We start from the raw sequence: 14,494 nt of genomic DNA, 5'->3' as shown, positions 1-14,494 counted from the left end.
CGGTGGCGGCGGCGCCGCGCCATGCGGGCCCCGGCCCGCCCCCGCCATGCCGCCGCCACCGGCGGTACGCTGACCAGGCACGTCCGTACGACCGCACCGACGCGTCCATCCCGCCGCCCGAAGGGAAACCCCATGCCGCTCGAAGCCGGCCTCCTGGAGATCCTCGCCTGCCCGGCCTGCCACGCCCCCCTCAAGGAGCAGGAAGCCGAGCTGGTCTGCACCGGGCAGGACTGCGGTCTGGCGTACCCCGTCCGCGACGGCATCCCCGTCCTGCTCGTCGACGAGGCCCGCCGCCCGGCGTGACACCGGCTCGTCCGGAGGAGGCCCACCGCCTCGTCCGGACGACTTCCGCTGCCCGCACGAAGACGACCAGGCGCTCGGTGCCCGATCGGGAGGCTGCCGCCCATGCTCGACGAATCGCTGCTCGACGCCCCTGAGGGGCTCGCCGCCGCCGACAGCCGCGGACTGCTCCGCGGTGCCGCCGAGGCCGGCGCCCGCGTCCGGACCGCCGCCCGGAACGCCACCGAGGCCGGAGTGGCCGGCCTCAGGCCCGACGGCCGCCCCCGCGCCGTCCTGATCGCCGGCCCCGGAGCCGCCGCCACCCACGCGGCCGACCTGCTCGGCGCGCTCGCCGGCGCCGGCAGCCCCGTGACCCGGCTGGCGCCCACGGGTGTGGCCTCCGCCGCCGGCGCCCTGCGCTGGGAGCTGCCCGGCTGGGCCGGCTCCGTCGACCTGCTGCTGATCGCCACCCCGGACGGCACCGAACCGAGCCTGTCCCTGCTCGCCGAGCAGGCCTACCGGCGCGGCTGCACGGTCGTCGCCGTGGCCCCGGCCGGAACCCCGCTCGCCGAGACCCTCGAAGGCGCCCGCGGCCTGTTCATCCCCATGGCCACGGCCCCCTACGACCACGACGAACCCCTCGCCGGATCCGCCCCGGGTGTCCTGTGGGCGCTGCTCACACCACTGCTGGTCCTCCTGGACCGCGTCGGCCTGCTCGCCGCCCCGCCCGACGCCCTGGAGAAGGTCGCCGACCGGCTGGACCAGATCGCCGAGCGCTGCGGACCCGCCATCGTCACCTACAGCAACCCGGCCAAGACCCTCGCCGCCGAACTCGCCGACGCGCTGCCGGTCATCTGGACCGAGGGCGCCTCCGCGGGACCCGCGGGCCGCCGCTTCGCCGCCGGGCTCGCCGAACTGTCCGGCATCCCCGCGGTCGTCGCCGAACTGCCCGAGGCCCTCGCCGCGCACACCGCGCTGCTCGCCGGTCCGCTGGCCGCCAGCGCCGACCCGGACGACTTCTTCCGCGACCGCGTCGAGGAACGGCCCGCCCTGCACGCGCGCGTGGTGCTGCTGCGCGATCGCCCGCTGGGCGGCCTGACCGCCGCCCCGGCCGCCCGGGACCTGGCCCTCAGCCACGACACGCCGATCAGCGAACTGGAGCCGGGCCCCGGCGACGAGATCGAGAGCCTCGCGGAACTGATCGCCGTCACGGATTTCACCGCCGTTTACCTGGCGCTCGCCTCCGGCACCTGATCTGTCCTTGAGAACAGCCGAGAACAGCCCAGAACCGCAGAGAGAAGCGCATGGACCGCCTCGACAACACGATCCGCCCCTACGCCTGGGGTTCCACCACCGCCATCCCGCACCTGCTGGGTGTCGAACCGAGCGGCGAGCCCCAGGCGGAGCTGTGGATGGGGGCCCACCCGGGCGCACCCTCGCGCACCGCACGCGGCACCCTCGCCGACGTCATCGACGCCGCCCCCGAGGAGGAACTCGGCGCCGGGACGGTCGCGAAGTTCGGCCCGCACCTGCCCTTCCTGCTCAAGATCCTCGCCGCCGGCGCCCCGCTCTCCCTCCAGGTCCACCCCGACCTGGAGCAGGCCAAGGAGGGATACGCCGACGAGGAGCGCCGAGGCGTCCCCGCCGACGCTTCGCACCGCAACTACAAGGACGCCAACCACAAGCCCGAACTGGTCTGCGCACTCACCGAGTTCGACGGCCTGTGCGGCTTCCGCGCGCCGAACCGGGCCGCCGACCTGCTCGAAGCCCTCGGTGTCGACTCCCTCAAGCCGTACATCGAGGTGCTGCGCACCCGCCCCGAGGAAGCCGCCCTGCGCGAGGTCCTCACCGCCCTCCTCACCGCCGACCGCGAGGAGATGGCCGCGACGGTCACCGAGGCCGCGGCCGCCTGCGCCCGCCTCGGCGGCGACCACGCGCCCTACGCCGGCATCGCCCGCCACTACCCGGGCGACCCGGGCGTGCTGGCCGCGATGCTCCTCAACCACTTCCGCCTCAAACCGGGCGAGGCGGTCTTCCTCGGCGCCGGCATCCCGCACGCCTACCTCGACGGCCTGGGCGTGGAGATCATGGCCAACTCCGACAACGTCCTGCGCTGCGGCCTGACCCCCAAGCACGTCGACGTGCCCGAACTCCTGCGCATCGTCCGCTTCGAGGCGGGCGACCCCGGCATCATGTCCCCAGAAGCCGGCCCCGACGGCGAGGAGGTCTACGACACCCCCGTCGACGAGTTCCGCCTCTCCCGCTACGTCCTGTCCGAGGGCACCGCCGACGTCGACCTCACCCTCGGCACCCCGCAGATCCTGCTCTGCGCGACCGGCTCCGTCCGGGCCGGCGAGCAGCAACTGACCCCGGGGCAGTCCGTGTTCGTCCCGGCCGGCGAGAAGGCCGGGGCATCCGGCACCGGCACCCTGTTCCGCGCCACCGTCGTCGTATGACCTCCCGGGCGGCGGCCCGGGAGGCCGCCGCCCGCGTACCGCCGCCGGACCGGGCTGCCACAATGACCCACCGGCCGAGCACGGGGCACGGCCGCGAGGGCGTACGACGGCGAAGGGACCACGCGAACAGATGAGCGCGTCAGGCGGTACCAGGGCGATCATGGCGGCACTCGGCGCCAACCTCGCCATCGCGGCAGCCAAGTTCGTGGCGTTCGCCTTCAGCGGCTCCTCCTCGATGCTCGCCGAGGGCGTGCACTCCCTCGCCGACTCCGGCAACCAGTTCCTGCTGCTGATCGGCGGCAAGCGGGCCCAGCGCGAGGCGACTCCGCAGCACCCCTTCGGCTACGGCCGCGAGCGGTACGTCTACGCCTTCCTCGTCTCCATCGTCCTGTTCTCCGTCGGCGGCATGTTCGCCGTCTACGAGGGCATCGAGAAGATCAGGCACCCGCACGAACTGGAGCACTGGTACTGGCCGGTGGGCGTCCTCCTCTTCGCGATCGTCGCCGAGGGCTTCTCCTTCCGCACGGCCATCAAGGAGGCCGACCAACTGCGCGGCAAGCTGTCCTGGCCGCAGTTCATCCGCCGCGCCAAGGCACCCGAACTGCCGGTCGTGCTCCTGGAGGACTTCGGCGCGCTGATCGGTCTCGTCCTCGCCCTCGGCGGTGTGGGTCTCTCCCTGCTCACCGGCGACGGCATCTGGGACGGCATCGGTACGGTCTGCATCGGCGCCCTGCTCGTACTGATCGCCCTCGTCCTGGCCGCCGAGACCAAGTCCCTGCTGCTCGGCGAGGCCGCCGGCACCGACGTGGTCCGGCAGATCGAGACCGCCATGGTCGACGGTGACACCGTCACCGGCGTCATCCACATGCGCACGCTCCACCTCGGCCCCGAGGAACTGCTCATCGCCGCCAAGATCGCCGTCCGGCACGACGACACGGCCGCCGACGTCGCCGCCGCCATCGACGCCGCCGAGGCCCGCATCCGCGCGACCGTCCCGATCGCCCGCGTCATCTACCTGGAACCGGACATCTACAGCGAGGCCGAGGCGGCCAAGGGCCCGGACCGCGAGGCCACCCCGGGCGGCCCCGCCCCGCACCCCACCGGCCACTGATCCCGCCCGGCCCGGCGACGATCACGAGGCCCCGCGAACGGCCCGGAGTGTCCGGACGCGGACTGTGGGCCGCCGCGCTTCGCGGTGTAGCTTGGGTCGGAGCCAGACGTCGCTGCTGATGGCGGTCGGGCGGCCCGAGCAGGGGCCGGCCGAGGGAGAGAGGGCCTCCGACGGACTGCGCTGCGCGCACGCGGGCATGCCTGTGTCTTCTTCGGGCACCCCTGTGTCCGCCGCCGCGCAGATCAGCCGTACCCACCTCGCCCCAACCCCGAGGAGCAGCACCCCATGACGACTGTCGAGAACCGACAGGACTTCAAGGTCGCCGACCTGTCCCTGGCCGAGTTCGGCCGCAAGGAGATCTCCCTCGCCGAGCACGAGATGCCGGGCCTCATGGCCATCCGTGCGGAGTACGCCGAGAAGCAGCCGCTCAAGGGCGCCCGCGTCACCGGCTCCCTGCACATGACCGTGCAGACCGCCGTCCTGATCGAGACCCTGACGGCCCTCGGCGCGCGCGTCCGCTGGGCGTCCTGCAACATCTTCTCCACCCAGGACCACGCGGCCGCCGCCATCGCCGTCGGCCCCCACGGCACCCCCGACGACCCGCAGGGCGTTCCGGTCTTCGCCTGGAAGGGCGAGACCCTCGAGGAGTACTGGTGGTGCACCGAGCAGGCGCTGACCTGGCCGGACAGCCCCACCGGCGGCCCGAACATGATCCTGGACGACGGCGGCGACGCCACCCTGCTCGTCCACAACGGCGTCGAGTACGAGAAGGACGGCAAGGTCCCCTCGCCCGACACCGCCGAGTCCGACGAGCACCGCGTCATCCTGGAGCTGCTGAACCGCACCCTGGGCGAGAACCCCCAGAAGTGGACCCAGCTGGCCTCCGAGATCCGGGGCGTCACCGAGGAGACCACCACCGGCGTGCACCGCCTGTACGAGATGCAGCGCGAGGGCACCCTCCTGTTCCCGGCGATCAACGTCAACGACGCCGTCACCAAGTCGAAGTTCGACAACAAGTACGGCTGCCGGCACTCCCTGGTCGACGGGATCAACCGCGCCACCGACGTCCTGATCGGCGGCAAGACCGCCGTCGTGTGCGGCTACGGCGACGTGGGCAAGGGCTGCGCGGAGTCCCTGCGCGGCCAGGGCGCCCGCGTGATCATCACCGAGATCGACCCGATCTGCGCCCTCCAGGCGGCGATGGACGGCTACCAGGTCACCACGCTGGACGAGGTCGTCGAGACGGCCGACATCTTCGTCACCACCACCGGCAACAAGGACATCATCCTCGCCTCCGACATGGCGAAGATGAAGCACCAGGCCATCGTCGGCAACATCGGCCACTTCGACAACGAGATCGACATGGCCGGCCTCGCCAAGACCCCCGGCATCGTCAAGGACGAGGTCAAGCCGCAGGTCCACACCTGGACCTTCCCGGACGGCAAGAAGATCATCGTGCTGTCCGAGGGCCGCCTGCTGAACCTGGGCAACGCCACCGGCCACCCGTCGTTCGTGATGTCCAACTCCTTCGCGGACCAGACCCTGGCCCAGATCGAGCTGTACACCAAGCCCGACGAGTACCCGACCGGTGTCTACGTGCTGCCCAAGCACCTCGACGAGAAGGTCGCGCGCCTCCACCTGGACGCCCTCGGCGTCAAGCTCACCACGCTGCGCCCCGAGCAGGCCGCGTACATCGGCGTGGAGGTCGACGGCCCGTACAAGTCGGACCACTACCGCTACTGACCGCCACCGAGCCGCACCCCGCGTCTCAGCCAGGTCCTTCGAGGCAGGCCCCCGCACCCCCGTGTCGGGGGCCTGCCCCTTTGGCCGGACCGGCCGTTTCGACCGGACCGGCGGCCGTCACGCCGCCCGCCCGCCCGAAGCACCGAGGCGGCCGGACCACCCCGTCACACCCCAGGACCCCCATGCCCCGCGGCCGTTATTCGCTCCACGATCCGCACGATCACACCCCCCTCGCAGAAGAGCACTTCCAGTGCGCGCCCGGCCCCTCCGGCTGGCGCTACGTGTCCCAGGTGACCACCCCCTCGGGTACTCATCACGGCTCCGTCGACCTGGCCCTGGACGATCTCGGCCGTCCCCTTCGCCTCGAACTCCACGCGGGAAGCTGGCAGGTGCGCGGTGCCGCCCTCGACGGCGTCACCTGGGTGCGCACCGACCCCACCGGCATCCATGCCATCGAAGGCACTGCGCGCGCTCACGCCTTCACCGGCACGTCCCCCGCGTTCCTCGTCGCCACCGCCCGTCTCCTGCGCCTCACCCCCTCTGCCTCCGCGACCCGTGTCCGCCTCGTCGCCTTCACGGATCCGGTCCTCGCCCCCCGCACCGTGGACCAGTCCTGGGCTCTGCTGGAAAGAGAAGCACACGCCACTGACAACGGGCCCCTGACCGTGGACGAATACCAGGTCACAGCCCTGGACACGGGCGAGCAGCACACCGTGCACATCGCCGGGGACGTGGTTCTGGCAGCCCCCGGCATCGAGCTCGAAGACCTCCAGTCGCCCCCGTCGGTCTTCGACTCCTGAGCCTGCGGGGCGGAGCGGCCGACGCGTCAGGCCGGCGGCACGAACCCGGTACCGGGACGCTCGGTCCGCGACGTGTCCTCGAAGGCAGCGTCCTGCGACGGGAGATCCATGGCCGGGGCGCCCCAGGAGGGGGTGTCCTGAGGCGCGGCGGGTGAGGCCGCGGCGGCGGACACGGGAGCACCCGGGTGCTCGCCGACGCCGTACGCCTGCGACTGCGGCGCGCCGTACACCGGTGGTTGCGGCGGCGGGAAGCCGGGACCACCGGGCGCCGCACCGAACCCGGCGACCGGGACCCCGCCCCCTGCCGCGAACGCACCGGCCCCGTAGCCGCCGCCGAACGTGCGCCGGGCCTCACGTGCCTGCCGCTCCTGCAGCACCGCCGCCAGATACATGGCCGGCGGGATCTCGCGTGGTGCCGGAGTCCCGGTAAGGGCGACGAGATCGGCGGCGAGCCGTTCGGCCATGTTCCAGCCGACCCGCGGATCCAGGTGCTGCATCCGTGTCAGGTACTGCCGGATCGCCAGCCAGAGCCCGTCGGGCACCGCCGACAGATCGAGCTCCGAGAAACGCCCCGCCAGCCAGGGCGGCGGCGGAGGCACGGCGGTCGCCTGCCCGGCCGGCACCCGCTCCCGCACGACCAGGGTGCCCGCGAACACGTCACCCAGCCGACGCCCTCGCGCCGACACCAACGAGGAGATGCAGGCGACGGCCCCGAACGTCATCAGAATCTCGACCACACCGATCGCGCCACGCACCAGCGCGTGCCGGAAGCGGATCGGCCCGCCGTCGTCCCGGACCACCCGCAGCCCGCAGGCCATCTTTCCGAGGGACCGCCCGTGGCTGAGCGTCTCCACGGCTATCGGACCCCCGACCAGCACGAGCAGGAACGTCCCGATCGACACCGCGATCTGCGCCGCCTCGTCCAGGGAAGCCGTGGCGGCGAGGAGGCCAAAGGACACGACCATGTAGACCATCACCGTCACGACCAGGTCGAGCAGCACTGCCAGTGCCCTGCTGGGCAGCCTGGCCGGGCGCACCTCCAGCGCCACGGCCTCACCCGTCACCAGCTCACTCATGCCCGTCGTCCTTCCCCTGGCCTGCCCCGAGAACGGCCAGTCTGCCAAGCTGAGGGCGACCGCGCCGCAGTAGGACAAGCTGACACAGCCGACGAGTTGTCGAACAACCAGCCGAGGAGCAGGCAGGCACGATGGACCTGGACGTCTTCGTCTCCGCCCACCGAGCGGAATGGGACCGCCTCGACACCCTGCTCCGCCGCAGGCGCAGGCTCACCGGCACGGAGGCCGACGAACTCGTCGCCCTCTACCAGCGCACCGCCACCCACCTCTCCCTGATCCAGTCCAGCGCACCCGACCCGCAGCTGACGGGCCGGCTCAGCCAGCTCGTGGCGGGCGCGCGCAGCGCTGTGACGGGGACCCGCCGTGCCTCGTGGCGGGACGTCACCCGCTTCCTGCTGGAAGGGTTCCCCGCGGCGGTCTACCGGGCCCGCCACTGGTGGGTTCCCACCGCACTCGTGTCCACCGTCGTCGCGGCACTCCTGGGGTGGTGGATAGGGACACACCCCGAGGTGCAGGCCGCGATCGCGGCACCCGACGAACTGCGGCAGCTCACCCGTCCCGGCGGCGAGTACGAGACCTACTACTCCAGCCACCCCGCGGCCGCCTTCGCCGCCCAGGTCTGGACGAACAACGCGCAGGCCGCCGCGATGTGCCTGGTCCTGGGCGTCTTTCTGGGGCTGCCGGTCCTGTGGATCCTCTTCCAGAACATGCTCAACCTCGGTGTGGGCATCGGCCTGATGTCCTCGGCCGGCCGCCTCGACACCTTCCTCGGCCTCGTCCTCCCTCATGGTCTGCTCGAACTGACCGCGGTCTTCGTCGCTGCCGGTACGGGGCTGCGCCTGGGCTGGACGGTCATCGACCCCGGCCCCCGCTCCCGCCGCGCCGCTCTCGCCGAAGAGGGCCGGGCCGCGCTGGGCATGGCGATCGGCCTGGCCCTCGTTCTCTTCGTCTCCGGCGCCATCGAAGGCTTCGTCACGCCGTCGGGACTGCCCACCTGGGCCCGCATAGGCATCGGGATCCTCGCCGAGCTGGCCTTCCTGGCCTACGTCTACGTCCTCGGCGGTCGAGCGGCACGGGCCGGCGGCACAGGGGACGTGGAGCCGATCGAGCGAAGTGCGACCGTGCCGACCGCCGCCTGATGTGCGTTTGAGCCCGCCGAGCTGCTACTCTCCTCTTCGCCGCACCAGAGCCGTTGACACGGGTCCGGTGAGGAGGTAGATTCAAACAGTTGCCCGGAGATGGACAAGGTCCACAAGGGTGACAGTGAACGTCTGTCTGCTTCTGTACATGTCGACAAGATCGAACATGGAGAAGCCTCTCCCGATAAATCGGAAACGAAGGCCGGTCGGACCGGCTCAAAAGTTCTGATAAAGTCGGAACCGCCGGAAAGGGAAACGCGAGAGCGGAAACCTGGAAAGCACCGAGGAAATCGGATCGGAAAAAGATCTGATAGAGTCGGAAACACCGAAGGGAAGCCCGGAGGAAAGCCCGAGAGGGTGAGTACAAAGGAAGCGTCCGTTCCTTGAGAACTCAACAGCGTGCCAAAAATCAACGCCAGATATGTTGATACCCCGTCTCCAGCATCCGCTGGGACGAGGTTCCTTTGAAAAAACACAGCGAGGACGCTGTGAACCGAGGGGACTATTCCTCCCCTCTGGTTCCGCTCTCGTGATGTGTCGCCGGATTACCGGTATACATTCACGGAGAGTTTGATCCTGGCTCAGGACGAACGCTGGCGGCGTGCTTAACACATGCAAGTNGCCCGGAGGAAAGCCCGAGAGGGTGAGTACAAAGGAAGCGTCCGTTCCTTGAGAACTCAACAGCGTGCCAAAAATCAACGCCAGATATGTTGATACCCCGTCTCCAGCATCCGCTGGGACGAGGTTCCTTTGAAAAAACACAGCGAGGACGCTGTGAACCGAGGGGACTATTCCTCCCCTCTGGTTCCGCTCTCGTGATGTGTCGCCGGATTACCGGTATACATTCACGGAGAGTTTGATCCTGGCTCAGGACGAACGCTGGCGGCGTGCTTAACACATGCAAGTCGAACGATGAACCACTTCGGTGGGGATTAGTGGCGAACGGGTGAGTAACACGTGGGCAATCTGCCCTTCACTCTGGGACAAGCCCTGGAAACGGGGTCTAATACCGGATATCACTCCTGCAGGCATCTGCGGGAGTTGAAAGCTCCGGCGGTGAAGGATGAGCCCGCGGCCTATCAGCTTGTTGGTGAGGTAATGGCTCACCAAGGCGACGACGGGTAGCCGGCCTGAGAGGGCGACCGGCCACACTGGGACTGAGACACGGCCCAGACTCCTACGGGAGGCAGCAGTGGGGAATATTGCACAATGGGCGAAAGCCTGATGCAGCGACGCCGCGTGAGGGATGACGGCCTTCGGGTTGTAAACCTCTTTCAGCAGGGAAGAAGCGAAAGTGACGGTACCTGCAGAAGAAGCGCCGGCTAACTACGTGCCAGCAGCCGCGGTAATACGTAGGGCGCAAGCGTTGTCCGGAATTATTGGGCGTAAAGAGCTCGTAGGCGGCTTGTCACGTCGGGTGTGAAAGCCCGGGGCTTAACCCCGGGTCTGCATTCGATACGGGCTAGCTAGAGTGTGGTAGGGGAGATCGGAATTCCTGGTGTAGCGGTGAAATGCGCAGATATCAGGAGGAACACCGGTGGCGAAGGCGGATCTCTGGGCCATTACTGACGCTGAGGAGCGAAAGCGTGGGGAGCGAACAGGATTAGATACCCTGGTAGTCCACGCCGTAAACGGTGGGAACTAGGTGTTGGCGACATTCCACGTCGTCGGTGCCGCAGCTAACGCATTAAGTTCCCCGCCTGGGGAGTACGGCCGCAAGGCTAAAACTCAAAGGAATTGACGGGGGCCCGCACAAGCAGCGGAGCATGTGGCTTAATTCGACGCAACGCGAAGAACCTTACCAAGGCTTGACATACACCGGAAAGCATTAGAGATAGTGCCCCCCTTGTGGTCGGTGTACAGGTGGTGCATGGCTGTCGTCAGCTCGTGTCGTGAGATGTTGGGTTAAGTCCCGCAACGAGCGCAACCCTTGTTCTGTGTTGCCAGCATGCCCTTCGGGGTGATGGGGACTCACAGGAGACCGCCGGGGTCAACTCGGAGGAAGGTGGGGACGACGTCAAGTCATCATGCCCCTTATGTCTTGGGCTGCACACGTGCTACAATGGCCGGTACAATGAGCTGCGATACCGTGAGGTGGAGCGAATCTCAAAAAGCCGGTCTCAGTTCGGATTGGGGTCTGCAACTCGACCCCATGAAGTCGGAGTTGCTAGTAATCGCAGATCAGCATTGCTGCGGTGAATACGTTCCCGGGCCTTGTACACACCGCCCGTCACGTCACGAAAGTCGGTAACACCCGAAGCCGGTGGCCCAACCCCTTGTGGGAGGGAGCTGTCGAAGGTGGGACTGGCGATTGGGACGAAGTCGTAACAAGGTAGCCGTACCGGAAGGTGCGGCTGGATCACCTCCTTTCTAAGGAGCACTTCTTACCGGGTTCGCTCGGTCAGAGGCCAGTACATCGGCGAATGTCTGATGCTGGTTGCTCATGGGTGGAACGTTGATTATTCGGTACGGTCCAGGACGGACCAGGCGCTAGTACTGCTCTTCGGGGCGTGGAACGCTGATCTGGTCGGCTGGTCGTGCCGGGCACGCTGTTGGGTATCTGAGGGCACGGCCGTCTGGTCGGGTCTTCGGTTGCCGGCCCCGGTAAAAATCTGCTTCGGCGGGTTGTGACGGGTGGTTGGTCGTTGTTTGAGAACTGCACAGTGGACGCGAGCATCTGTGGCCAAGTTTTTAAGGGCGCACGGTGGATGCCTTGGCACCAGGAACCGATGAAGGACGTGGGAGGCCACGATAGTCCCCGGGGAGTCGTCAACCAGGCTTTGATCCGGGGGTTTCCGAATGGGGAAACCCGGCAGTCGTCATGGGCTGTCACCCTTGTCTGAACACATAGGGCAAGTGGAGGGAACGCGGGGAAGTGAAACATCTCAGTACCCGCAGGAAGAGAAAACAACCGTGATTCCGGGAGTAGTGGCGAGCGAAACTGGATGAGGCTAAACCTACGACGTGTGAGACCCGGCAGGGGTTGCGTCGTGGGGGTTGTGGGATCTCTCTTCCACGGTCTGCCGGCCGTGGGACGAGTCAGAAACCGTTGATGTAGACGAAGGACATGCGAAAGGTCCGGCGTAGAGGGTAAGACCCCCGTAGTCGAAACGTCAGCGGCTCGTTTGAGAGACACCCAAGTAGCACGGGGCCCGAGAAATCCCGTGTGAATCTGGCGGGACCACCCGCTAAGCCTAAATATTCCCTGGTGACCGATAGCGGATAGTACCGTGAGGGAATGGTGAAAAGTACCCCGGGAGGGGAGTGAAATAGTACCTGAAACCGTGTGCCTACAAGCCGTGGGAGCGTCGGATGCAGCTTGCTGCATCTCGTGACTGCGTGCCTTTTGAAGAATGAGCCTGCGAGTTTGCGGTGTGTTGCGAGGTTAACCCGAGTGGGGTAGCCGTAGCGAAAGCGAGTCCGAATAGGGCGATGGAGTAGCACGCTCAAGACCCGAAGCGGAGTGATCTAGCCATGGGCAGGTTGAAGCGGAGGTAAGACTTCGTGGAGGACCGAACCCACCAGGGTTGAAAACCTGGGGGATGACCTGTGGTTAGGGGTGAAAGGCCAATCAAACTCCGTGATAGCTGGTTCTCCCCGAAATGCATTTAGGTGCAGCGTCGTGTGTTTCTTGCCGGAGGTAGAGCACTGGATAGGCGATGGGCCCTACCGGGTTACTGACCTTAGCCAAACTCCGAATGCCGGTAAGTGAGAGCGCGGCAGTGAGACTGTGGGGGATAAGCTCCATGGTCGAGAGGGAAACAGCCCAGAGCATCGACTAAGGCCCCTAAGCGTACGCTAAGTGGGAAAGGATGTGGAGTCGCACAGACAACCAGGAGGTTGGCTTAGAAGCAGCCACCCTTGAAAGAGTGCGTAATAGCTCACTGGTCTAGTGATTCCGCGCCGACAATGTAGCGGGGCTCAAGCGTACCGCCGAAGTCGTGTCATTGCGATATGTACCCCCAACGGGGATCGTGATGGGTAGGGGAGCGTCGTCTGCCGGGTGAAGCAGCACCGGAAGGTAGTTGTGGACGGTTGACGAGTGAGAATGCAGGCATGAGTAGCGATACACACGTGAGAAACGTGTGCGCCGATTGACTAAGGGTTCCTGGGTCAAGCTGATCTGCCCAGGGTAAGTCGGGACCTAAGGCGAGGCCGACAGGCGTAGTCGATGGATAACCGGTTGATATTCCGGTACCCGCTGTGAAGCGTCAAACATCGAGCATCGTGATGCTAAGGCCGTGAAGCCGCCCCTGATCTCTTCGGAGTGAGGGGGAGTGGTGGAGCCGCCGAACCAAGCGGTTAGTAGGTGAGTGATGGGGTGACGCAGGAAGGTAGTCCATCCCGGGCGGTGGTTGTCCCGGGGTAAGGGTGTAGCCCGAGTGGTAGGTAAATCCGCCACTCATGCAGGGTGAGACCTGATGCCGAGCCGATTGTGGTGAAGTGGATGATCCTATGCTGTCGAGAAAAGCCTCTAGCGAGTTTCATGGCGGCCCGTACCCTAAACCGACTCAGGTGGTCAGGTAGAGAATACCGAGGCGTTCGGGTGAACTATGGTTAAGGAACTCGGCAAAATGCCCCCGTAACTTCGGGAGAAGGGGGGCCACGTCTGGTGATCCGTTTTACACGGTGAGCTGGGGGTGGCCGCAGAGACCAGCGAGAAGCGACTGTTTACTAAAAACACAGGTCCGTGCGAAGCCGTAAGGCGATGTATACGGACTGACGCCTGCCCGGTGCTGGAACGTTAAGGGGACCGGTTAGCTCCATTTCGGTGGGGCGAAGCTGAGAACTTAAGCGCCAGTAAACGGCGGTGGTAACTATAACCATCCTAAGGTAGCGAAATTCCTTGTCGGGTAAGTTCCGACCTGCACGAATGGCGTAACGACTTCTCGACTGTCTCAACCATAGGCCCGGTGAAATTGCACTACGAGTAAAGATGCTCGTTTCGCGCAGCAGGACGGAAAGACCCCGGGACCTTTACTACAGTTTGATATTGGTGTTCGGTTCGGCTTGTGTAGGATAGCTGGGAGACTTTGAAGCGGCCACGCCAGTGGTTGTGGAGTCGTCGTTGAAATACCAGTCTGGTCGTGCTGGATGTCTAACCTGGGTCCGTGATCCGGATCAGGGACAGTGTCTGATGGGTAGTTTAACTGGGGCGGTTGCCTCCTAAAGAGTAACGGAGGCGCCCAAAGGTTCCCTCAGCCTGGTTGGCAATCAGGTGTTGAGTGTAAGTGCACAAGGGAGCTTGACTGTGAGACCGACGGGTCGAGCAGGGACGAAAGTCGGGACTAGTGATCCGGCGGTGGCTTGTGGAAGCGCCGTCGCTCAACGGATAAAAGGTACCCCGGGGATAACAGGCTGATCTTCCCCAAGAGTCCATATCGACGGGATGGTTTGGCACCTCGATGTCGGCTCGTCGCATCCTGGGGCTGGAGTCGGTCCCAAGGGTTGGGCTGTTCGCCCATTAAAGCGGTACGCGAGCTGGGTTTAGAACGTCGTGAGACAGTTCGGTCCCTATCCGCTGTGCGCGTAGGAGTCTTGAGAAGGGCTGTCCCTAGTACGAGAGGACCGGGACGGACGAACCTCTGGTGTGCCAGTTGTCCTGCCAAGGGCATGGCTGGTTGGCTACGTTCGGGAGGGATAACCGCTGAAAGCATCTAAGCGGGAAGCCTGCTTCGAGATGAGGACTCCCACCCACTTGATGGGGTAAGGCTCCCAGTAGACGACTGGGTTGATAGGCCGGATCTGGAAGCACGGTAACGTGTGGAGGTGACCGGTACTAATAGGCCGAGGGCTTGTCCTCAGTTGCTCGCGTCCACTGTGTTGGTTCTGAAACCACGAACAACCGTCGTAGCCATGTGTTACGGCTCCGGTTGATTGTTTCATAGTG

General features: G+C 66.2%; 8 protein-coding genes and 2 rRNA genes. 9 read left to right on the top strand and 1 reads right to left on the bottom strand.

What is annotated here, in order from left to right; translation table 11 throughout:
* Nucleotides 1–132: 132 nt before the first annotated feature.
* From CG719_RS25230 to CG719_RS25205, 6 genes are all read left to right on the top strand, one after another.
* A complete protein-coding gene (locus tag CG719_RS25230) occupies nucleotides 133–303 on the top strand; it encodes a Trm112 family protein (RefSeq protein WP_100570979.1) in 171 nt (56 codons plus the stop codon).
* A 102-nt stretch (nucleotides 304–405) separates the two neighbouring features.
* Entirely contained in the window at nucleotides 406–1,533 is a 1,128-nt protein-coding gene (locus CG719_RS25225; protein WP_100570978.1) for an SIS domain-containing protein, read from the top strand.
* A gap of 50 nt (nucleotides 1,534–1,583) precedes the next feature.
* Nucleotides 1,584–2,735, top strand: a complete 1,152-nt coding sequence (gene manA / locus CG719_RS25220) for a mannose-6-phosphate isomerase, class I (RefSeq protein ID WP_100570977.1) — start codon at nucleotides 1,584–1,586, stop codon at nucleotides 2,733–2,735.
* A gap of 130 nt (nucleotides 2,736–2,865) precedes the next feature.
* Nucleotides 2,866–3,846, top strand: coding sequence for a cation diffusion facilitator family transporter (locus tag CG719_RS25215; RefSeq protein WP_100570976.1), 981 nt, complete (start codon nucleotides 2,866–2,868; stop codon nucleotides 3,844–3,846).
* A 285-nt stretch (nucleotides 3,847–4,131) separates the two neighbouring features.
* A complete protein-coding gene (ahcY, locus tag CG719_RS25210) occupies nucleotides 4,132–5,589 on the top strand; it encodes an adenosylhomocysteinase (protein ID WP_100570975.1) in 1,458 nt (485 codons plus the stop codon).
* Between the two features lie 182 nt (nucleotides 5,590–5,771).
* Nucleotides 5,772–6,389 carry a hypothetical protein gene (locus CG719_RS25205; protein ID WP_100570974.1) on the top strand — a complete coding sequence of 206 codons (618 nt, stop codon included), beginning with the start codon at nucleotides 5,772–5,774 and terminating at the stop codon, nucleotides 6,387–6,389.
* Between the two features lie 26 nt (nucleotides 6,390–6,415).
* On the opposite strand, the gene CG719_RS25200 is transcribed toward CG719_RS25205, so the two are convergent.
* Nucleotides 6,416–7,465 (bottom strand): RDD family protein, encoded by a 1,050-nt coding sequence (locus CG719_RS25200; protein ID WP_100570973.1) that lies wholly within the window; start codon nucleotides 7,463–7,465, stop codon nucleotides 6,416–6,418.
* A gap of 131 nt (nucleotides 7,466–7,596) precedes the next feature.
* Here CG719_RS25200 and CG719_RS25195 point away from each other — a divergent pair, with 131 nt between their 5' ends.
* The 3 genes from CG719_RS25195 to CG719_RS25180 all read left to right on the top strand — a co-directional run bounded on the left by CG719_RS25195 (nucleotide 7,597) and on the right by CG719_RS25180 (nucleotide 14,407).
* A complete protein-coding gene (locus CG719_RS25195; RefSeq protein WP_100570972.1) occupies nucleotides 7,597–8,604 on the top strand; it encodes a stage II sporulation protein M in 1,008 nt (335 codons plus the stop codon).
* 844 nt (nucleotides 8,605–9,448) lie between these two features.
* Nucleotides 9,449–10,974: ribosomal RNA gene (locus CG719_RS25185) — 16S ribosomal RNA — on the top strand.
* A 311-nt stretch (nucleotides 10,975–11,285) separates the two neighbouring features.
* Nucleotides 11,286–14,407 (top strand): 23S ribosomal RNA (locus tag CG719_RS25180).
* Together the 16S and 23S rRNA genes form the textbook arrangement of a ribosomal RNA operon.
* Nucleotides 14,408–14,494: the final 87 nt, after the last annotated feature.

The organism is Streptomyces sp. CB01373 (assembly GCF_002803075.1).
Lineage (GTDB): Bacteria > Actinomycetota > Actinomycetes > Streptomycetales > Streptomycetaceae > Streptomyces.
Note: the sequence above shows the minus strand (reverse complement) of the source record. Positions and strands in the feature narration are given on the sequence as shown.

Bases quoted from the DNA above. Each gene is read 5' to 3' on its own strand.
- CG719_RS25230 (WP_100570979.1), top strand. From the start codon at position 133: ATGCCGCTCGAAGCCGGCCTCCTGGAGATCCTCGCCTGCCCGGCCTGC.
- CG719_RS25225 (WP_100570978.1), top strand. From the start codon at position 406: ATGCTCGACGAATCGCTGCTCGACGCCCCTGAGGGGCTCGCCGCCGCC.
- manA (WP_100570977.1), top strand. From the start codon at position 1,584: ATGGACCGCCTCGACAACACGATCCGCCCCTACGCCTGGGGTTCCACC.
- CG719_RS25215 (WP_100570976.1), top strand. From the start codon at position 2,866: ATGAGCGCGTCAGGCGGTACCAGGGCGATCATGGCGGCACTCGGCGCC.
- ahcY (WP_100570975.1), top strand. From the start codon at position 4,132: ATGACGACTGTCGAGAACCGACAGGACTTCAAGGTCGCCGACCTGTCC.
- CG719_RS25205 (WP_100570974.1), top strand. From the start codon at position 5,772: ATGCCCCGCGGCCGTTATTCGCTCCACGATCCGCACGATCACACCCCC.
- CG719_RS25200 (WP_100570973.1), bottom strand. From the start codon at position 7,465: ATGAGTGAGCTGGTGACGGGTGAGGCCGTGGCGCTGGAGGTGCGCCCG.
- CG719_RS25195 (WP_100570972.1), top strand. From the start codon at position 7,597: ATGGACCTGGACGTCTTCGTCTCCGCCCACCGAGCGGAATGGGACCGC.